We start from the raw sequence: 19,481 nt of genomic DNA, 5'->3' as shown, positions 1-19,481 counted from the left end.
TTTGCCATGACCGAACGGACCTCTTTCACCGACGAAGCCAGCGCCGACCTGCTCGACCGCGGCTATTCGCGGCGACAACTCGCGCGGGTCGCGGGGATTTTCGGCGCAGGCGCGGTGGCGGCATCGCTCGGGCGCCCGGCCTGGGCGTCGGGCGGCGTGCCCGATCCTGCACCAACTGCGAAGGTGCGGATCGGCGCGAACGAATGCTGGACCGGGCCATTGTTGCCGGGCCAGCGTGCGGCACAGAAGATCATCGCCAACAGCAATCGCTATGCGCCGCAGGACGAGCGCAACGATTTCCTCAAGGCGGTGATGGCGGTCGAGGGCGTGCCGTACGATCACATCGCGCCATGGCCGGGCTCGAGCGATCCGCTGTCGCGCGCGATCGTCAGCTTCTGTTCGCCGCAACGGGGTCTGGTGACCGCCGATCCCACGTTCGAGCTTGCCGGGCGAACCGCGGACTGGCTCGGTGCGCCGGTCAAGCGCGTGCCGTTGACGGCCGAATATGCACATGACGTCCGCGCGATGCTCGCGGCGGATCCGAACGCGGGGCTGTACTACATCTGCACGCCCAACAACCCGACCGGGACGATCACGCCGATCGCCGACATCGAATGGCTGATCGCGAACAAGCCTACCGGCTCGATCGTGCTGGTGGACGAGGCCTATACGCACTTTGCGGGCGTGCCGGTGGCATCGCCGCTGGTGACGGCAGGACGCGACGTGATCGTGCTGCGCACCTTCTCGAAGATCTTCGGGATGGCCGGCATGCGGATGGGCTTCACGATGGCGCGGCCGGACATCCTGGCGAAGATGGTCCGCTATGACGGGGGCATGCAGTCGGGTGCGTTGCCGCTGCCCTCGCTGGCGTGCGCCACGGCGAGCCTGGTCGCGGCACCGCTGCTCGCCGCGCGCCGCGCCGAGATGGTCCAGGCGCGGGGGATAGCGCTCGATCACCTCCGCGCACGGAACATCGTCGTCAAGCCGACCAACGCGAACATGTTTATGATCGATTGGAAAACGCGCTCGGCAAAGGACGTGCAAACTGCATTTCGTACGCAGAGCATCGAGATTGGGCGGTCGTGGCCCATCTGGCCGACGGTTTCACGAGTTACGGTCGGCTCGATGCCTGAAATGAAGGCGTTCTGTATGGCGCTGGACAAGGTGATGGCCTGAGTCACATCATGCATTAGGGCTACGTCCCCCGTGCGGCATGCATGTTTACTAACGGTCGCCTCCGAGAAGTCCGTAACTAATTTTTCGTTCTGCGCTGCCAAGGACCGGGTCCCCTGGCAGTACTCCCCGAATTCAGCGAACGCCTCAACATGAACGAGTGGCCGATCTTTGGGAACGAGAATTGCCCCGCGAATGACCGACTATGGGCCAGGACGACCGATAGGTTCAACGGTGATCCCGTGAGGGGATGTCCCACCGTTTCTGACACGCGAGGCTAACACGAACCTCGGAAACCTTGCGCCATGGACAGCAGTTATCGGCGGACTAACTGCGAGACATTTATGCGCCTGATTGCGATCGAAGAACACATTCTCCCGCTGAACGTCCGGGAGGCTTGGGCGTCTGCCCCGCCGCCACACGACCCGGTATCTGCCATCGCGGACGGGGGCGAAACTGGCGATCGTCTAGCCGATCTCGGCGAAGGTCGTCTGGCGCTGATGGACGAGCAGGGCGTGGACATACAGGTGCTCTCCCTCACCACGCCAGGACTTCACAATCTGGAGCCCGGGCCAGCCGTAGAGGCGGCCCGCCGCGTCAACGATCTGATTGCGGAGACGTGCGCCCGGCATCCCAGTCGCTTCCAGGGTTTCGCGGCCTTGCCGACCTCCGATCCAGAGACTGCGCCGCGCGAGCTTGAGCGTGCCGTCCGCGATCTCGGCTTGAAGGGTGCACTGCTGTGCGGGCGCACGCGCGACCGACATCTCGACCATCCCGCCCTCAGGCCTATGCTCGCGAAGGCGGCGGAACTCGGCGTCCCGCTCTTTATTCATCCCCAGACCCCGTCGCCGGCGGTCCGCGAGGCCAGCTACTCGGGGATCGGTGAGCGGGCGGACCTCGCACTCGCCGCCTTCGGCCTGGGCTGGCATTATGAGGCAGGGCTGGAATGGGTGCGACTAGCGGCGGCAGGGATTTTCGACCAGCTTCCCGGCCTTCAGATCATCCTCGGCCACTGGGGCGAGGTGGTACTATTCTATCTCGAGCGCACTGCCGCCGTCCTGAGCCGCGCCCTTGAGCTCGATCGGCCACTTAGCGAGTACGCGCGTCGCAACCTTTATGTGACGGGTAGCGGCATGTGGAGCGAGCCGTACCTCAGTCGTTGCCTGGAGATCGTCGGGCCGGATCGCCTGCTCTTCTCGACCGACTTTCCCTACCAGTATCGTCCAGGCGGCGAGCCGCGGCGGTTCATCGAGACCGTCGACCTCGACGATGCGGCGCGACGCGGGCTCGCTTATGCAAACTGGGAACGACTGACTGGGGCGGCAAGCAACTAGGCCAGACAGCACCCATTCGAAGATGCATGACGTCGGCAAGCCAAGCTGAATGGGCGGCGGGTTTAAGGAAGCTGCTAGGACAAGGTGAGCGACCGGAACTGGGTCACCTACCCTGCCTGGCTAGACCGTACACGTCTATTATGGCCGTAGGCGGTATTGCTCAGAATGTAATCGAGCGCAGCTACCGATGGGCTGGCGGACCAAGGTTACAGTGAATTGTACAAATGACCGTAACAATATCTGCTGGAGCATGGATATTTAAACCGGCAGCAACAAACAGCGAGATGATGGGATTTTACATCATGTAACTCCGGCCAGCGGCGGATAAGCCATAGTCCTCTGGAACATTGCCCAGATCAACACGGCCTATCCGCATGCCAACGTAGTTTACGTCGCCTGGTTGGACGATACAGCCTTGGCCGTGACGTCGAAGCGGTCAGCGTTCATGACCTTGACCCACGCCTTGACAAAGTCGCGAACGAACTTCTGCTCGTGGCCGTTCTCGGCATACACTTCGGCGGTCGCGCGCAGCTGCGAGTTCGAGCCGAAGATCAGGTCGGTGCGGGTCGCCTGCCACTTCTTCTCGCGACCACCACGATCGTAGCCGATGAACTTCTCGTCGCTCGACGTATCGACCAGATCCCAGAAGGTGTCGTTGTCGAGCAGGTTGACGAAGAAGTCGTTCGTCAGCTGGCCCGGACGCGTGGTGAGGACGCCCTCGGGCGCATCGCCGAAGTTCGCACCCAGTACGCGCAGGCCACCGACCAGCACGGTCATCTCCGGCGCGGACAGGCCGAGCAGCGAAGCCTTGTCGAGCAGCAGCTCTTCGGTCTTCACCGGATGACGCGTCTTCAGGTAGTTGCGGAAGCCATCGGCCTGCGGCTCCATCCATACGAAGCTCTCGACATCGGTCCACTCCTGCGTCGCATCGCCGCGTCCACCGAGGAACGGCACCGACACGTCGTGACCGGCATCGCGCGCCGCCTTCTCGACCGCTGCCGAACCGGCCAGCACGATCGCATCGGCCAGCGACATGTCGCCGCGCAGCTCGTTGAGCTTGGTCAGGACCTTGCTCAGCTGCTCGGGCTCGTTGACCGGCCAGTCCTTCTGCGGCGCCAGCGCGATGCGCGCACCGTTCGCACCACCGCGGTGGTCAGACCGGCGATAGCTCGATGCCGACGCCCAGGCGGTCTTGACCAGCTCGCCGATCGTCAGCCCGCTCGACAGCACGGCGTCCTTGAACGCAGCGGCGTCGGCGTCCGACGGCGCGGTGCCCTCGGGAACCGGATCCTGCCAGATCAGCGTCTCTTCCGGAACCTCAGGCCCGAGGTAGCGGACCCGGGGACCCATGTCGCGGTGCGTCAGCTTGAACCAGGCGCGTGCGAACGCGTCGTCGAGTGCCGACTGATCGTCACGGAAACGCAGCGCGATCTCGCGGAACTCGGGGTCCATCTTCAGCGCCATGTCGGCGGTGGTCATCATCGTCGGCACGCGCTTGTTGGGATCGCGTGCGTCGGGTGCCATGTCCTCGGGTGCCGGGTTGACCGGCTGCCACTGCTTTGCGCCGGCCGGGCTCTCGGTCAGCTCATAGTCGTACTTGAACAGCAGGCGCAGGTAATCGCCGGTCCACTTGGTCGGGTTGTTCGACCATGCGCCCTCGATACCCGAGGTCGTGATGTGGCCCTGGCCAATCTCCTCGCTGTCGGTCAGCCAGCCGAGACCCTGCATGTGCACGGATTCCGAAGACGGTGCCTTGAAATGCGGGGCGGGCTTGGCGCCATGCGACTTGCCGAAAGCATGGCCGCCAGCGGTCAGCGCGACGGTTTCCTCGGAGTTCATCGCCATTCGCAGGAAGGTTGCCTTCATGTCGCGCGCGGACAGGAGCGGGTTCGGATCACCGCCCGGGCCTTCCGGATTGACGTAGATGAGACCCATCTGGATCGCAGCCAGCGGCCCTTCGAGCTCGGGCATGTCTTCGCTGATACGCGTCTGCGCACCCTCGTTGACCCACAGCTCCTCGGCACCCCAGAACGTGTCGCCCTCGGAGGCGAAGACGTCCTTGCGGCCGCCGGCGAAGCCGAAGATCGGTCCGCCCATGCTCTCGATCGCGACGTTGCCGGCGAGGATGAACAGATCGGCCCAGCTGATGTTCTTGCCGTACTTCTGCTTCAGCGGCCACAACAGGCGACGTGCCTTGTCGAGGTTGCCGTTGTCCGGCCACGAGTTGAGCGGCTCGAAACGCTGCTGGCCCGACGACGACCCGCCGCGACCATCGGTCACGCGGTAGGTGCCGGCGGCGTGCCACGCCATGCGGATCATGAACGGGCCGTAGTGACCGTAATCGGCAGGCCACCAGGACTTGCTGTCGGTCATCAGCGCGGTCAGGTCCGCCTTCAATGCGGCATAGTCGAGCTGCTGGAACGACTCGGCATAGTCGAATTCTTCGCCCATCGGGTCGGGCGAAACGCCGTGCTGGTGCAGCATGTCGATCGGCAGCGCATCCGGCCACCAATCCTTGTTCGTGCGACCGAGCAGCGAGCGGGCCTTGACCTGGCCGCCACCGTTCGGACCCATTGGGCAACCACTGCTCTTGGGCTGTTCGTAATCGGCCATCTCGGTGTCCTCTCTCGATAGGTGCGATAGTATTACGATCAGGATGCAGGAATCTAAGGACATTTGTCCAATCGATTATTCGGGAAAGATCGATCATATTACTCGATCAACGACGGCTTTCTAGCAATCTGTTTGACGGCGCGTGCAGCCGCCATGCTGTCGGCGGTGATACCAATGAGGCGATGGATGTCTCGCTGCAGGCTCCTAGACACCTTTGATCACATGCCGACTCGGAACCTTCTCAAAAGCCACCTTGGCATGCCAACTCGGTGTGGCGGATTTGCTGCTGCGACGCCTACGCAGTTGTCTAACGGTTGGTATCGAAGGGCAGGCTATTCTGGATCGTTTGCGTCAAGGCGCGCATGTCGTCCCCCCGGCCGCTGCCAACGCGCCAAGCCAGTACGACCTTCCGGTCCGCCCTTAGTGGCAGTGGCGTCGTGTCAATTCGTCGACCGTCTATCAGTCCGGCGTCTATGGCCATTTGGGGCAGGAAGGTCGTCCCCAGACCTGCTTCTACAAGCTCCACTAGCGTATGAAGCGATGTCGCTACCATCGCCGAGGGACGGGCCTTTGGCAGGCCGCATCCAATCAAGCCGTGATCGTTCAGGCAATGCCCGTCTTCGAGCAGCAGGAGGGTTTGTGGGTCGAGCAATGGTGAGACCCCCTGCCGCGGAGTCGCAAGCAACAATGGGTCGTGCATGATCTCGACATAGTCCACCTTGCCACAATCATACGGTAGCGCGAGAATAACCGCGTCCAGAACACCGCGATACAGTTCGGCACAGGCACGCTCGCTCGTCATCTCCCGGACGTGTAAATTTAGCTGCGGGAACTCTGCTCGCAAGGCGCCGAGTGCGCGCGGCAGGAGAAATGGCGCAACCGTTGGAATGATGCCGAGGCGAAGGGTGCCAGTAAGAGGCTTTGCTGCGGCGAGGGCGAAATCGGTCAACGCTGATGTAGCGTCGAGTACGCTCCGCGCTCTCAGGACAAAAGCCTCACCAATATCGGTGAACCGCAGCGAGCGTTGCGTTCTCTCAACGAGCTGCATCCCGATTAGCCGCTCGAGTTCGGCGATGCCCGACGACAAGGTCGATTGCCCGACGCCCAAGGCCGTCGCGGCTCGACCAAAATGGCCGGTCTCACGAAGTTCTACCAGGTAGCGCAGTTGGCGCAGCGACGGAGTTACGACATTAGGCACAAGGCCAATCCTAGTGCAATTTGCGTAGGAATGCCTGAAGATTCACCCGAACATCACGATAGCCCGCAGCCAGCACAGGTTCGCAAAACGGCGCGGCAATTTTATGCTGAACCAAAGGCCGCAGTTGGGATGCCGCGGAATCAGCCTAAAAGACCGAAGGTTGGTCTGGGGCGACTTGCTGATCTAGGGATTACCACGTCCCCTCGATCATCCGCCGCTGGCGTTCAGCCTCAGCCGCGCTGGTGCTGGGACGAGGATGGTCCGCAGTCGGAACCTGTCCGGCCTGTGCCCAGCGTGTGACGATCACGCCTTTTGCGCCAACTCGATGGTCGAGCAGGCGCAGCGCGCCTGAAAACGAACCATTGCCGAACAAGCGCTTGCCTGTCCCTAGCACGACTGGAAAGGTCATGAGCACCAGCTCGTCGATTAGTCCGGCAGTGAGCAGTGGAGGATAGAGCGTTGAGGAGCCTTGGATCAGCAGATCTGGACCGTCGCTATCCTTCAAGGTTCGGATGGCGGCAATGCCGTCCAAGCGAGAGCTGTTTGCCCAGCCCAGCGGCTGATCGCCATGCGTTACGACATGCTTTTCGGCAGCAGTCAGAGCGCTACCCATGCCTGCCATCTCGCCTTCGACGAACGGCCAGTAGGCTGCAAAGATATCGTAGGTCCGTCGACCAAGAAGCAGCGCGTAAGGCGGATTGAACAGCTCCCCTAGCACTGGATCGATCACATCGTCGCTGATACCAAAGACCCAGCCGCCTTGGCCAAAGTCCCCGGTCGGATCCTCTGAAGGGCCCCCAGGTGCTTGCATCACGCCGTCAAGCGATACGAACGCTGCACCGGTTAACTTACGCATGGATCGAGTCCTTTCATTGGATGCCCTGGCGATCTCTATTCTCGATTGGAACGACTTACGCAGCAAGTGCACAATCGCGACTCCGCGTGACCTGAATGAACGACTGCATTCAGGATGCAAATGCGGCCTGCTCAACGTCTGCAACTGTGAAGGAAATAGGGCGTCGGTAGATGTACGATATTCTCCAAAGCATGAAGCCGCGGGCCGCAAATGCTGGTCTATGGGTTTTTCGCTTTCCGCGTCGGTGTGAGGGGCATGCAACGGCCAACCGGGCGGGTACTAGTGGGCTGAAGGGTAGCTTCTAGGCGGCAAGTGTACGCTGCATTTGGGTTTGAAAAAAGATGTGGAAGGCTGATCGCAGCCAGCCATCACCAGCGGCACCACGAACTCTACGGCTGCAACTACGGTCTGTATTTCCGCCACTGGGACCGGTTTTGCCACACCGACCGCGGTGTTGGCGATTTCACGCGGGAGCACGCGCGCGCCGCGCGTCGGCCGAAGGGGCGAACTCTTAACAGCATCGATGGATGTGCGCCTAAGCACCCGCCCGTTTGTTAGTTGATCGGTACGCCACCTGTGACAGCGATCACGGCGCCGGTCATGTAGCTTCCCTCTGCCGACGCGAGGAGGACATACGCCGGAGCAAGTTCAGCAGGCTGACCAGCGCGACCCAAAGGCGTATCCTGGCCAAGCGTCTCCAGTTCTTCCGGCGATTTCGCGATCGGTTGGATCGGCGTCCAGATCGGGCCGGGCGCCACAGCGTTGACTCGAATACCCTTCGCAACGAGCAGATTGGACAGCCCGACCGTCAGGCTTGAGATCGCGCCCTTGGTGGCGGCGTAGACGATCATGCTCTTCGTCGCGACCTTGGCCTGCTCGCTGGTGGTGTTCACGATCGCGCACCCTGGCTTCATATGCGGTGCCGCGGCCTTCGCCAGACGGATCATCGCGAACACATTGGCTGCGAACGCACCCTGCATCTCGTCGTCGTCGATGCTGTTTAGATCCTCGTTCATCGTCTGCGCTGCGGCGTTGTTGACCAGTATATCGATCCCGCCAAGGTCGCTGACGGTGCGCTCGATCAGCGTGATGCAATGATCCCGGTCGCGAATGTCACCCGGCAGCAATACGCATCGCTGTCCCGCCTTCTCGACCCAGGCACGCGTATCTTCGGCGTCGTCCTGCTCGACGGCGAGGTACGAGATCGCGACATCCGCCCCTTCTCGCGCATAGGCGATGGCAACCGCCTTGCCGATGCCAGAATCGCCACCGGTGATGAGCGCGACCTTACCCTTGAGAAGCCCCTTGCCGACATAGCTTTCCTCACCGTGGTCGGGCTTGGTCTTCATGTCGGCGACGAGCCCAGGGCGCGGCTGCTGCGGTTCGCCGGGAAAGCTCGTCGGGTGGCTGGTGCGCGGATCATCGGTCATGGAAAGCGTCCTGCTGTTCGGTCGCTGTAGGAACGGTCCTCCGATCGTTAAGTGCCGCCTACTTCGAAGTCCGTTGATGACGACCGATCGATCGTCGAGGTCTATGCGCCTAGCGGATATCGGCGCGGCGGGTGGGGGCGTGAAAGTCCGCGGGCTTGTCGGCGATCCAGCGCAGGAAGCGACTGATATCCGGGCGCGCTTTCAAAACATCGAGATCCGCGAACGTCGTCGCCAGATCCTGGTTCGAGACACTGGCATGGATGATACGGTGACAGATCGGATGAACCGGGATGACCTCCGTACCACCCCGGCTTTTCGGAATGCGGTGATGCCATTCCACCTTTCGCCCCAATGGCCGCTCGCACAGCCCGCATCGCCCGGTGTCTTCGGCAGCCCTCGCCCGCGCCTCCGCCGCCAATAGTCCTGCCATCCGCTTCACACGTCCGCCCATCGTTCGAATATGGTCGATCGTGGGCGAAAGAACAGCAGGTTCAAGAGCTTATCGGGTGAAGCGTGACATGTTTCGCCGGAGGAGGATCCACCAGAAGTAGGTGAAGCCCCGGGCCTTATGGCGTAGCCGGAACCAGTAGAACCGCTTGATGCCGGCATGCGTGTTCACGCGCCGTGTCCAGTCGAAGCGAACAGCAAGAATATCCTCAACGATGGCACGAAGCGCGCGTCGGTCGGAGACGAGATATTTCGCGTAGAGCGCGCCGTCGCCGAAACTGTAGCCCGCCAGCAAACGGGTTTCGTCTTCGATATGGCGGCGCCCGTGATGATGATCGACGACCATCAGCGGGTCGTAGAGTATCGCGACGCCGAGGCCGGCGGCACGGAACAGGAAATCCGTATCCTCCGCGGACACGAAGGGCGCGCCGGCCCCGAACCGTTCGTCAAAGCATCCCGTCAACCGCAGGACAGCCGCGGTGAACGCCAGATTTGCCCCCATGATGAACCCGCCAGGAAACCCGCGCGACGGCGCGACCATGGGGTGGTCCTCCAACTTGATCGTGACGGGGAGATCAGCCGGGTTGCCGAGCAGGATGCGACCGCCGATGATCGCCGGCCCGCTGGCCCTTTCGAACGCGGCACGAACGGCAACGAAATAGTCTTGATGCAGGACACAGTCGTCGTCCGTCATCACGATGATGCGCCCGGTGCAGCGCGCAAGCCCGGTGTTGCGCGCGTGGGCGAGCCCGGGATGCGGCTCGTGGACGAGGTGGACCGGGAAGGTCTGCTGCGCGCGCCATTCCGCCAGTCGCTGCGGCGTACTGTCGACAGAGCCGTTGTCGACCAGAACGACCTCCACGGTCGTGTTTCTGGCATACGCTGCCGCGCGCTCCACGGACTCTAGCGTCGCCGCCAGCGAGCCGGCGCGATTGCGCGTACACACGAGCAGGCTGACGTCGATGGCGGCAGTCATTTTGCGTCGACGAGCTGCTTGGCAAGAATCATGGCGTGTTCGATCGTCGAGGCCCTCGTCACGCTCGCGTCCGGGGCAGGCCAGGCATCAAGATATGCGGCGATCTTGCCGTAGTCGTTGTCGAGAACGACGTGCGGAATTCCTAGAAGGTCGGCGAGGATGTGACCGTGCAGCCGGTCCGTCACGAGGATCCGGCCTCGTGCGAGCAACCGCAGTCCGCGGTCGACACGTGCGATGGCTTGGGCTTCGGTGGCGTCGCCACCGACCGGTAGATCGGTGTCATCCTCAAGCCAATCGACGACGGTCGGTGGATCGGCCGACGGCAGCGCATAGCCTCGCCGCTCGTCGTCGGTGCGCATCAGCATCAGCACGTCGCACTGGGCCGCGTCGCGCGATTGCTTGCCGAGCGCATACGCCGAGTCAGGGGCGAGGTGCGACGAGCAGGCGAAATGTTCGCGTGCGAAGTCCAGGCTGTGCGTATCGCGGACGTACAGGACGAAGTCGGGATGGTCTGCGACGAGCGCGGCGAACCGATCCACCTCGGAAGGCACGCGAAAATGGATCGACTGCGGTAGTTGGACGACCGCTCGATCGCGCACACGCGCCAGTATGTCCTCGCGGAACCGCTGGTGATGCGGCCAGATGTCGCCAAGGTTTCCGCCGCCATGCAGGAACAGCACGCCGTCAGGGCAGGCATCACGAAAGGCATCGAGATCGAAATCGTGCCAGGTCGAAACGTAACACGGATCGCGCCCCGTCACCTGCCGCAGCATGGCGAGTTCACCGAGCCAGATAGCGCTGTCGCCGACGTTCGCATGATCCGGAAAGTCGACCAGCGCATAGCGAGAACCAGGCGCGACATGCGTCCGGTATAATGCGGTAAGTAGCGCGCGTTGCTCTCCCAGATGGTCGCTGGCCGTCATGCGCGCTGCCCTAGTTCGTGACCGACCACGTCACGGTAAAGGTCCTCGCATCGATCGAGCCACCGATCACGGGTAAAGGCCGTCTCGACCCTATCGCGTTGCAGAGCGCGGGGACGTTGGATAGCCGCAGTGATCGCGTCGGCCAGCGCCGGAACATCACCGGGCGGCGCGAAACCCCCTGTCTCGCCGATGACTTCTCGCAGCGCGCCACGGTCGAAAGCCGCTACCGGCAGGCCGCATGCCATCGCCTCGACCGCGACCAGCCCGAATGGTTCGTCCCAGCACGGCGTGAACACGAACACCGAAGCGCGGCCCATCTCCACTGCCAGTGCCAATGCCTCCAGATGCCCGCCATAGCGAATGCTGCCATCCAGCAGCGGCGCGACGTCGGCGTCCCAATAGCCGCGATCCTCGATCGGTCCGAATAGCGTGAGCGGGACGCCGGCCATCTGGGCCGCCTGCGCTGCCAGATGGGGCGCCTTGTCGGGCGTCATCCTCCCGCACCAGATCGCGCTGCCATCGCCTTGCGTGACGAACGGCCACGCGTCGGGGTCGATGCCGTTGTGGAGTACCGAGGCTTCGCGTGGCGGGCCGTCCGGCCACCAGGCGGCGAGTTGGTGGGCCGAGGTCGCGGTCAGGCGGTGAATCGGCGTGACGCTGGCGTGCACGAACCAGCGAAGCGCATCGTAGGGCGGGACGTGCAAGGAGGTAACGGTCGGGACCGCGGCGGTCCGCGCCGGCTCGAGCGGGAAGCGATGCAGGCTGTTATTATGGACCACGTCGAAGTTACCGGCGGCGATCCGGTCGCAGGCCGCGGCATAGCCGTCGTCGAGATGCGCGATCAGCGGCGCGAAGCCACGGTGCTCGGCCCCCGGAAAGGTGCGTTCGTAATGCTCCGGGATCACGGCATCGATCGTAAATCGCGGATCGCTGTCCCCCGAGGCGAACAGTACCACGTCATGGCCGCGCGCCTGGAGACCCGCCGCCAGATGCCAGCATTGCGATTCCATCCCGCCGGCGAACGGCTGCGCGATAGGCTGGCGGACATGGCAGAGGACCGCGATTCTCATTCGGCCGCCGCGGCTCTCTCGCTTGCCGCCAGCCGGTCTTCGAGCAGCCGGATGACGGTCGCGGTATTGGCGTAGGGCTGATGGCTCTGCTGGCCGGTCAGCGCGAGATCGGCGGCGTCGGGGCGGCGGAGGATACGGATCGGCCGACCCGGGGTGGGGTCGATCAAGCCCATCAGGCGGAACGCCTGAAGCCAATGGCCCATCGTCCGATAGCCCCATTTGGTCTCGAACAGCTCGGCATTGCGAACGACGCTGTCGAGGTGATGCACCGGCGGCATGTGGTGCGGATGATATTGGTGATAGGCCAGACCGCCCTTGATCCACGCGATCGCAACGCCGGCCTCGTCGAGCGCCTTGCCGAAATCGGTATCCTCGCCGCCATAGCCGACATAGCGCTCGTCGAACCCGCCGAGACGGAGGAACGTCGTCCGCCACATCGCGAAATTGAGCGACCAGAAACAGCGGTAGTCTGTGCAGATCTCGATGCCCTGCGGCGGGGGACCGCGACGGTCCGAATGCTTCACCGCGATCTCGGCGAACCGGTCATACTGCCAGTCCCCGTCAGTCGCGCCGCCCGGCAGGTACAGAACCTCGCCCATCAATAGCCCGTCGAACGTGGCGAGGAACCCGGCATAATCGGCCAACAATGTGGGCGTCGGGATACAGTCCATGTCGAGAAAAACGATGACGTCGCCGGTTGCCGCGCCGGCCGCGACGTTACGTGCGGAGGCAAGGGGAAGGGCGTCGGCCAGAACCTGCATCTGGCGGATCGGGAACGGCGCCTCTGGCAAGTCGTACAGCTCGTTCTGCATGACTGCGACGATCAGTTCGCTGGGCATCAGCGTCTGGCGCATCAGCCCGCGGACGACATTGACGAGATGGTCTGGACGTCCCTTGCCCAGGGTGACGACGGAAACTTCGGTCATATGATGGCTCTGCTTGGAATTAGGGAATGCGCGGCCGCGGTGGCAGGTCGATTAAAGCGCGTGAAGCGGGTAGATTCGTTCCTCGGTGATCCGTTCGGTTCGTTCAATCATCGCCCCGGCACCGCCGAACTCGAAACCGAGTTGCCACTCATATGCCGCGGGGGCAGCGATCCGCCGTGCCCGCGTTTCGGGAGTAAGGTGTTCAACGACTGCGGGCGTCGGGGCAACGCGGTCGGCATAAGGCCAGTCTTCTCAGAGCAATACGGTATGATCAGCACAGGGCCGACGGATCGCCTCCAGAACGACGTGATGATCGACATGGTTGCGCGAGGCACAGTGGCCCGAAGAAAATATCCGGCCGTTCCGCCGTGAGAAGCTCGGTTAGCGATGCCGCGACATCATCGACGATCCGTTCGTCGGACAGACGTGCCGCAAACAGGATTTTCGCCGAGGGGTAGCCACGGTGCGGCGCCTCCAGGAACGGGCAACGGATCGCGCGCGCGCTAATAGAACGCGGAGGGGGAAATCTGTCACATCGAGACGATGAACGGCCGTCCGAAGTTACGTGCGGGAAAGGGCGCGCGAACGTCCGGCTGTGGGTCTGCCGTCCGAAGCGTTCCGCGAGCGCGATCAGCGCGCTCCAATCAGGCTGTCGAGCCGGACCGGCGTGAAGTCGTGACCGTCGACACCGACGTCAAACTGGCGCGGCATTGGCTTTAACCGTCCGTGGCTGTGCCCGTGCAGGTTCAAGGCACCACGGCGTTGCCCATTCCAACTTCGGAACGGGTAATGGCCCAGAACGAGTCGTCGGTCATCCAGATCGATTTCCGCGTAATCACTAACGCTCGTCCACCCCTCTGCCGCTAGCGTCGCATCGGGGTCGTTGTTGCCACGTAGCAGGTGTTTGGTCCCGTTCAGGCGAGCGAGCAATTCGGCTACATCCGTCGGGCGACGTGCTACGTCTCCCAAGTGCCAAATCACGTCGTCCGGGCTGACGACGGCATTCCAGCGCTTAACCATCGCCTCGTCCACTTCGGCCGTGTTGGCAAACGGTCGGCGGGAGATATTGATGGTGCGATGGTCGCCGAAATGCGTATCGGCCGTGAAGAATACGCTCATCAGAGCCGCAAGGTCCGTTTGCATTTCATCGCCGAAGAACGAGCGCCAGCGTGAAAGGTTCGGCGTGGAAGCCGAACGTCTTATATTGCGTCGAACGTGAACTATCTCGCAGCAGCGCATGACAACCGATCGACCTTTACTCCTGGCAATCGGCGACAGCCTGATTGCCGGTTACGGCCTTCAGGCTGCGGATAGCTTTCCGGCCCAGCTGCAGGCAGCGCTGCACAAGGTAGGTCCCGACGTACGCGTGGTGAACGCCGGGGTGTCGGGAGATACCACCGCTGACGTCCTGCGGCGCTTGCCTCGCCTGCTGTCCGCCCTCGACCAGCGGCCCGTGCTCGCCATCGTTCAGGTCGGACCGAACGACGTCCTGCGGCAAGTACCGGCGGCTTCTACTCGAGCGCAACTGGAGCAGATCCTGCTGAGCCTCAGCAGTTGTGGCATTCCCGTGTTGCTGACGACCGTCGATCCTCCGGCGTTCATCCGCGATCGCGCCGCTGCATATCTGGGGATCCACGCGGGATTGGCTGCCGAACACGGTGTGACGATCTGTCCATTCTTTCCGCCCGGGGCGCTGGGACGTGCTGACATGGTGCTGATGGACCGGGTGCATCCCAACGCCAAGGCGATTGCAGCCGTGGTCGCGGCGATGCTGCCAACGGTGGAGAAGATGGTATAGTGCCCGCGTTTGAATGCGACCGCGGATATCTCCGCATATCAGCCGCAAAGCCGAGTGGACTAACGTGACAGAGCCGAGGTGGTTGAGAACGGCGCGTACGAAGCTAGGCACGAAGGAAGCTGCCGGATCAGCCAACAGCGCAACGATCCTGGGTTGGGCAAAGCGGCTTGGTACGAAGGTGCTGGGCTTGGTCTACAATGCCGATAGCGTCCCGTGGTGCGGCGTGTTCGTTGCATATTGCCTTCAGGAAGACGGTATCGAGCCGGCGTCTATCGCGGTGCGGGCAACGTCATGGTCGACATGGGGATTAGCGTTGCGGCCGGAGCGGTTGGCTCCGGGTGCCGTGCTGGTGTTCGAGCGCCCGGGCGGTGGCCATGTCGGTTTTTACGTCGGCGAAGACGCGACCGCGTATCATGTCCTCGGCGGCAATCAGGGCGACGCGGTAACCGTAGCCCGGCTAGCGAAGGATCGCTGCATCGCGCGCCGATGGCCAGCCGGCCGCCCCGTGATAGGCAAGCCGGTCCAGATGGCAGCAAGGAAGCCGATTTCTACCGATGAAGCCTGATGCACGAGGCGCTGGTTCGCAAGGCGCACAGTAAAGCCAGATCCTGCCGCCACAGACCGTATCGGCAAGCGGTTGTTCAAGTGGCGGGTTCGGCATGAACCCGCCGCACGGCCTCCACGATGAGATCGCCCGGTTCGAGCCGGTGCGTTTCCGCCTCCCAGAACCCAAAGCTTCGATCGCCCCGGTAGATACGGTGGCCGAGACCGGTACGGATCTCCGACAATGGGAAGCCCACCTCTGCCGAGGTCACCGCCCGTTCGTGCAAGACGACCTGTCCATCAGCCGCGGCGAGATCCGCCAGATAGGACGCGATATGCGCGCCGTGGGTCGATCCTGCCAACAGGACACCGGCCAGACTTGCCGGATTGATCACGGTGTCGGCCCCGGCCTGCCGTGCAATCGCCTCGTTGTCATGCGACTTTATGACGACGCTTATGGGTACCCGTGGGGCCAGTCCCCGCGCGGTCAGGACGATTAGGATTGACGTGTCGTCCCGCCCGGCCGCGACGATCAAGGCACGCGCACGGGCGAGCTGTGCGGCTTCCAGCGCCGCATTGCGGGTCGCATCGCCCTGCATCACGGTCGTTCCTCGCGCTTCGGCAGCGTCGAGCGCGACAGTCCGATCGTCGATGACCACGATTGTCTCGGGATCCGCACCACGCTTGACGAGCTCGTCTACGGATTCGGCGCCGCTAGTGCCATACCCGGCGACGACGACGTGACCATGAAGATGACGCTGAATGACGGTCATGCGCCACCGGTCCCAGACATTTTTAAGCAGGAAGTCATACGCCGTCCCCAAAAAGATGATCCATACGAAGAGCCTGACCGGCGTGACGACGAACGTGTCGAACATGCGCGCTTGGGTCGTCACGGGCACGATGTCGCCATAGCCGACGGTGGTGACCGTGATCATGGTAAAGTAGAGCACATCGAGAAAGCTGATCGCGCCGTCGATGTTATCGCGCAGCCCGTCGCGGTCGAACCAGTGACCGAACAGTGCAACAGCTATGAGCGCGCCGGCTAGTCCCACCCGCCATAGCAGCCTGAGCCAAACCGGCGTTCTACCGCGCCGTCTCAGGGTAAAGCTGCGTCGTTGGGGACGGATCATGTCTTGGTCTACGCATGGTTCCGACCGACCGGAAGGGCTGTCGAACACGTTTTAGGCATCGTGAGCTGGCGACCAGAGCTGATAGGTCAAACGTGTGTGAACGCCCGACGTCGTGTCGGCTTAGCGGACGCCGAACCCCGCGGTGCTGTTTGCGCCATCGTCGGTTCGCTCGCGACCAGCCAGGACGTTCTCGAGCTCCGCCAGTGAATGGGGCACGTCGAGGTGCTGCGCTCCAAGGAACAAGCGTGACCCAGTACCTTCGGGCACCGCATGGGTCAGCTTGTCAATATCTACCAGTGCCTTGCCTTGCGGTAGGATCTCGATCTGAACAAATCGCATGTCATGTCTCATTCTTAAGTCTAGCGGCTGGATTGCCATATGTTGATAACGATCTGCTGCGTCCGAAAGTGCGCTGGACGCCTCGCGTCATCTAAAGCGTCGCTGATTGAAATCGCGAATATCAGCCTACGATTGAGATGAATGAATGGCCGAAGTTAGGAAGCGGGCAGGTCAGTCTGAATGTCTACAACCGGGTCTTCCGATTTAACTGATGTGTTCAATGCATTAGTATTCGCTGACGCCTGTTTAGGTGGTTGGACTGGAAGGAACTGTGCCGTCGAACCGCGTTTTACCGGGTAGAGAATGTGTGAGGCTGAGATCGCCGTTGTGACCGCGGAAGATTTGCCGCGCAAGAGCCAGACCCACGCCCGTGCCCTCGGTCTTGGTGGTGAAGAAGGGGCGGAAGATGTCGGCCTGGTTGTCGGCCGAAATACCAGGGCCGGTGTCCGTCATCGTGAACTCGGTTCGGCCGACACAGGCGGAGATGATTAGGGTGACCCGCGCATCGGACGAGTCGTGCAACGCCTCGGCTGCGTTCTGCAACACCGCCCAAAGTGCTGCGGTCAGTTGATCCGGATCGGCCAGCAGATAGGCCGGTGCGTCCAGAAGGTCGGTCGTGAACGCGATCGTCGGCCATCGCGTCGTAAACAGCGCCGTCAGATCGCTGACGAATCCGGTCAAAGCGATCCGTTCCGTCGAGGGGGCCGGCAGCCTCGCCAAGGCGCGGTAGCTTTCGCCGAAACGGTGCAGGCTGACAGCGCGGCGCGCGACGGTTTCGACCGCGTCGCGTATTTTGGGCAGCATCGGGTCAGGATCGTCGAGCATCACCACCGCGGTCTCGGCCAGCGAGGCGATCGGGGTGAGGGCGTTGACGATCTCGTGACTCAAAACCTGGACGAGTTCGCGTAACGCGGTGGCCTCGGCGGCCTTCAGTTCGGCGTCGATGTCGATCAGCGCGCCGATCCGCGTCATCCGCCCTGAGAGCGCGAGGTCGCCGGTGGCCAGCGCGAAGCTCCGGATGTCGGCGTCATGCCCGATCACGATCGTGGCGGTGCGGCCGGGGCGAGTGTCGGCGAGCGCGGTAACGAGTCCCTCGGGAGGATCGGCGACGAGGTCGCCTGCGCCGAGCAATCGCCGCGCGGCGCGGTTGACGGCGCGCAACCGGCCGTCTTGGAGCGCGACCAAGGGCGCAGGCGACAAATCGAGATACGCGTTCAGACGCCGCCGCTCTTCTTCTCCGGCAGACACGGGCGGGATTGGCGCCGCCGGCATCGTTAAGCGCGAACCAGTGTCGACCAGGTTCAGCGCGGCGATCCAAATCGCGATCATCGCGGCGAGCAATGCGGTGGCGTACAGGCCGCGCGTGGCTGCAACCGCACTACAGGCACCGGCTGCGGCTATCACCAGCGTGCGTACCGCCGCGCGCGTCCGGTCAGAGGCCATAGCGCGCCATCCGGCGGTAGAGCGCCGCGCGGGTCAGCCCGAGCTGTGCGGCGGCGCGGCTGACGTTGAAGGCGTGGCGTTCGAGCGCTGCGGTAATCAGCGTTTCCTCGTTGCGTGCGAGCGACAAATCGGGTGTGCCCGATTGCGGCTCTGCGGTGTCGGGCGAACGCAGGAGGTCGCCGATTGCGTAAGTCTCGCCATTGCCGAGCAGGACCGCACGCTCCATTGTCTGACGCAGGCCGCGGACGTTGTCGGGCCAGCGATCCGCCGCGATCGCGTGCATCGCGTCCGCATCGAGCGGTCCGAGCGGCTTGCCGTGGCGGTAGGCGAACAGTGCGAGGAAATGGCGTGCGAGCAGCACTGCATCGCCCGCGCGATCGACGAGCAGCGGGAGCGTGATTTCAATCGTACCGACCCGGTCGAGCAGGTCTTCGCCGATCGCGGCGCGAACGCCGGCTCGGTCGATGCGCGTGGTCGCGATGACGCGGATGTCATCGAGCGCTGACAGCAGGACGCCGTTAAGCGCACGAGGCAACCGGTCGATATGGTCGATAACCAGCATCCCGCCAGCAGACGCCGCGGCTCGCTCGGCGATGACGGCGGCGTCCGCAGCCTCGGCATCCAACGTGACCAACGGTAGGCCGGCGTGTGGCGACGCCTGATGAATTAGCCGGGCGATCAGCGTCTTGCCGGTGCCCGGTGCGCCGTGGATCAGGATCGGCGCCGCGGTCGGCGCGACGCGAGCGATCAGGTCGCGCGCGCGCGTGATCCCGGGGCTTTCACCGAGCAGGATGCCGTCGTGGACGGGCGGTGTCGCCGCGGTCTCCAGCTTTGCGCGGCGCAGCGCCAGTCCGCGTTCGACCGTGGTCAACAGGCGTTCGTTGTTCCAGGGCTTGATCACGAAATCGGTCGCGCCGCTGCGCATCGCCCGGACGGCGACCGCGATCCCGCTATGCCCGGTGACGACGATGACCACGGCTCGCGCGTCTGCCGCGATCAGTCGGTCGAGCATTGCGAACCCTTCCTCGCCAGTCGTCCGGCCGCGCGCGAAATTCAGGTCGAGCAGGATGACATCGATCGGTTCGCCTGCGAGCAGCACCCACGCCGCCTCCGGGTTCGCCGCGGTCGAGACGCGCATGCCGTGCCGCTCGAGCAATAGCCGCGCGGCTTTGGCGATGTCGGGATCGTCGTCGATGACCAGGATATGCGATTCGGTTGACATGGCTGTCATAGTGTCCGGAAACGGACACTTGGTACAATAGCGGTGATCGCTTGGCTG

At 63.2% G+C, this 19,481-nt stretch carries 18 protein-coding genes; 4 read left to right on the top strand and 14 right to left on the bottom strand.

Annotated features, from left to right (window positions below):
- The first annotated feature begins 6 nt into the window (after window positions 1–6).
- Window positions 7–1,176: a pyridoxal phosphate-dependent aminotransferase gene (locus tag AC3D24_RS08845; RefSeq protein WP_489029900.1), complete on the top strand. Its 1,170-nt coding sequence runs from the start codon at window positions 7–9 to the stop codon at window positions 1,174–1,176.
- Between the two features lie 341 nt (window positions 1,177–1,517).
- Window positions 1,518–2,507: an amidohydrolase family protein gene (locus AC3D24_RS08840; protein WP_489029898.1), complete on the top strand. Its 990-nt coding sequence runs from the start codon at window positions 1,518–1,520 to the stop codon at window positions 2,505–2,507.
- A gap of 387 nt (window positions 2,508–2,894) precedes the next feature.
- Here AC3D24_RS08840 and katG read toward each other — a convergent pair whose 3' ends face one another.
- The 10 genes from katG to AC3D24_RS08790 form a co-directional block, all read right to left on the bottom strand.
- Window positions 2,895–5,120 (bottom strand): catalase/peroxidase HPI, encoded by a 2,226-nt coding sequence (gene katG / locus AC3D24_RS08835; RefSeq protein WP_489029896.1) that lies wholly within the window; start codon window positions 5,118–5,120, stop codon window positions 2,895–2,897.
- A gap of 307 nt (window positions 5,121–5,427) precedes the next feature.
- Window positions 5,428–6,318: a hydrogen peroxide-inducible genes activator gene (locus AC3D24_RS08830; RefSeq protein WP_489029894.1), complete on the bottom strand. Its 891-nt coding sequence runs from the start codon at window positions 6,316–6,318 to the stop codon at window positions 5,428–5,430.
- A gap of 190 nt (window positions 6,319–6,508) precedes the next feature.
- Complete coding sequence (locus tag AC3D24_RS08825; protein ID WP_489029892.1) at window positions 6,509–7,174, bottom strand: dihydrofolate reductase family protein; 666 nt, start codon at window positions 7,172–7,174, stop codon at window positions 6,509–6,511.
- Between the two features lie 554 nt (window positions 7,175–7,728).
- Entirely contained in the window at window positions 7,729–8,604 is an 876-nt protein-coding gene (locus tag AC3D24_RS08820; RefSeq protein WP_489029890.1) for an SDR family oxidoreductase, read from the bottom strand.
- A 109-nt stretch (window positions 8,605–8,713) separates the two neighbouring features.
- Entirely contained in the window at window positions 8,714–9,034 is a 321-nt protein-coding gene (locus tag AC3D24_RS08815) for an HNH endonuclease (protein ID WP_489033111.1), read from the bottom strand.
- 69 nt (window positions 9,035–9,103) lie between these two features.
- Window positions 9,104–10,027, bottom strand: coding sequence for a glycosyltransferase family 2 protein (locus tag AC3D24_RS08810; protein WP_489029888.1), 924 nt, complete (start codon window positions 10,025–10,027; stop codon window positions 9,104–9,106).
- On the bottom strand, window positions 10,024–10,950 hold the full coding sequence (locus AC3D24_RS08805) for a polysaccharide pyruvyl transferase family protein (RefSeq protein ID WP_489029886.1): 927 nt from the start codon (window positions 10,948–10,950) through the stop codon (window positions 10,024–10,026). Before AC3D24_RS08805 ends, AC3D24_RS08810 begins: the two co-directional genes overlap by 4 nt.
- Entirely contained in the window at window positions 10,947–12,020 is a 1,074-nt protein-coding gene (locus AC3D24_RS08800; RefSeq protein ID WP_489029884.1) for a glycosyltransferase, read from the bottom strand. The genes AC3D24_RS08805 and AC3D24_RS08800 overlap by 4 nt, the downstream gene beginning before the upstream one ends.
- A complete protein-coding gene (locus AC3D24_RS08795) occupies window positions 12,017–12,946 on the bottom strand; it encodes a galactosyltransferase-related protein (RefSeq protein WP_489029882.1) in 930 nt (309 codons plus the stop codon). The genes AC3D24_RS08800 and AC3D24_RS08795 overlap by 4 nt, the downstream gene beginning before the upstream one ends.
- Before the next feature lie 630 nt (window positions 12,947–13,576).
- Window positions 13,577–14,065, bottom strand: a complete 489-nt coding sequence (locus AC3D24_RS08790) for a metallophosphoesterase family protein (protein ID WP_489029880.1) — start codon at window positions 14,063–14,065, stop codon at window positions 13,577–13,579.
- Window positions 14,066–14,183: 118 nt separating this feature from the next.
- On the opposite strand from AC3D24_RS08790, the gene AC3D24_RS08785 reads away from it, so the two are divergent.
- Both AC3D24_RS08785 and AC3D24_RS08780 read left to right on the top strand, forming a co-directional pair.
- Window positions 14,184–14,744, top strand: coding sequence for a GDSL-type esterase/lipase family protein (locus AC3D24_RS08785; protein ID WP_489029878.1), 561 nt, complete (start codon window positions 14,184–14,186; stop codon window positions 14,742–14,744).
- An 82-nt stretch (window positions 14,745–14,826) separates the two neighbouring features.
- The gene (locus tag AC3D24_RS08780) at window positions 14,827–15,309 is read left to right on the top strand and encodes a TIGR02594 family protein (protein ID WP_489029876.1); all 483 of its coding nucleotides are present in this window, start codon (window positions 14,827–14,829) and stop codon (window positions 15,307–15,309) included.
- A gap of 76 nt (window positions 15,310–15,385) precedes the next feature.
- Here the strand turns inward: AC3D24_RS08780 and AC3D24_RS08775 are convergent, their stop codons facing one another.
- From AC3D24_RS08775 to AC3D24_RS08760, 4 genes are all read right to left on the bottom strand, one after another.
- Window positions 15,386–16,420, bottom strand: a complete 1,035-nt coding sequence (locus AC3D24_RS08775) for a potassium channel family protein (protein ID WP_489029875.1) — start codon at window positions 16,418–16,420, stop codon at window positions 15,386–15,388.
- Window positions 16,421–16,540: 120 nt separating this feature from the next.
- The gene (locus AC3D24_RS08770; RefSeq protein ID WP_489029873.1) at window positions 16,541–16,759 is read right to left on the bottom strand and encodes a hypothetical protein; all 219 of its coding nucleotides are present in this window, start codon (window positions 16,757–16,759) and stop codon (window positions 16,541–16,543) included.
- 246 nt (window positions 16,760–17,005) lie between these two features.
- Window positions 17,006–18,202: a sensor histidine kinase gene (locus tag AC3D24_RS08765; protein ID WP_489029871.1), complete on the bottom strand. Its 1,197-nt coding sequence runs from the start codon at window positions 18,200–18,202 to the stop codon at window positions 17,006–17,008.
- Complete coding sequence (locus AC3D24_RS08760) at window positions 18,192–19,424, bottom strand: sigma-54-dependent transcriptional regulator (protein ID WP_489029869.1); 1,233 nt, start codon at window positions 19,422–19,424, stop codon at window positions 18,192–18,194. The genes AC3D24_RS08765 and AC3D24_RS08760 overlap by 11 nt, the downstream gene beginning before the upstream one ends.
- Window positions 19,425–19,481 lie beyond the last annotated feature (57 nt).

The sequence above is a fragment of the Sphingomonas sp. SL1004 genome (genome assembly GCF_057815015.1).
The sequence above is the reverse complement of the archived record's forward strand: the minus strand, read 5'-3'. Positions and strand labels throughout refer to the sequence as shown.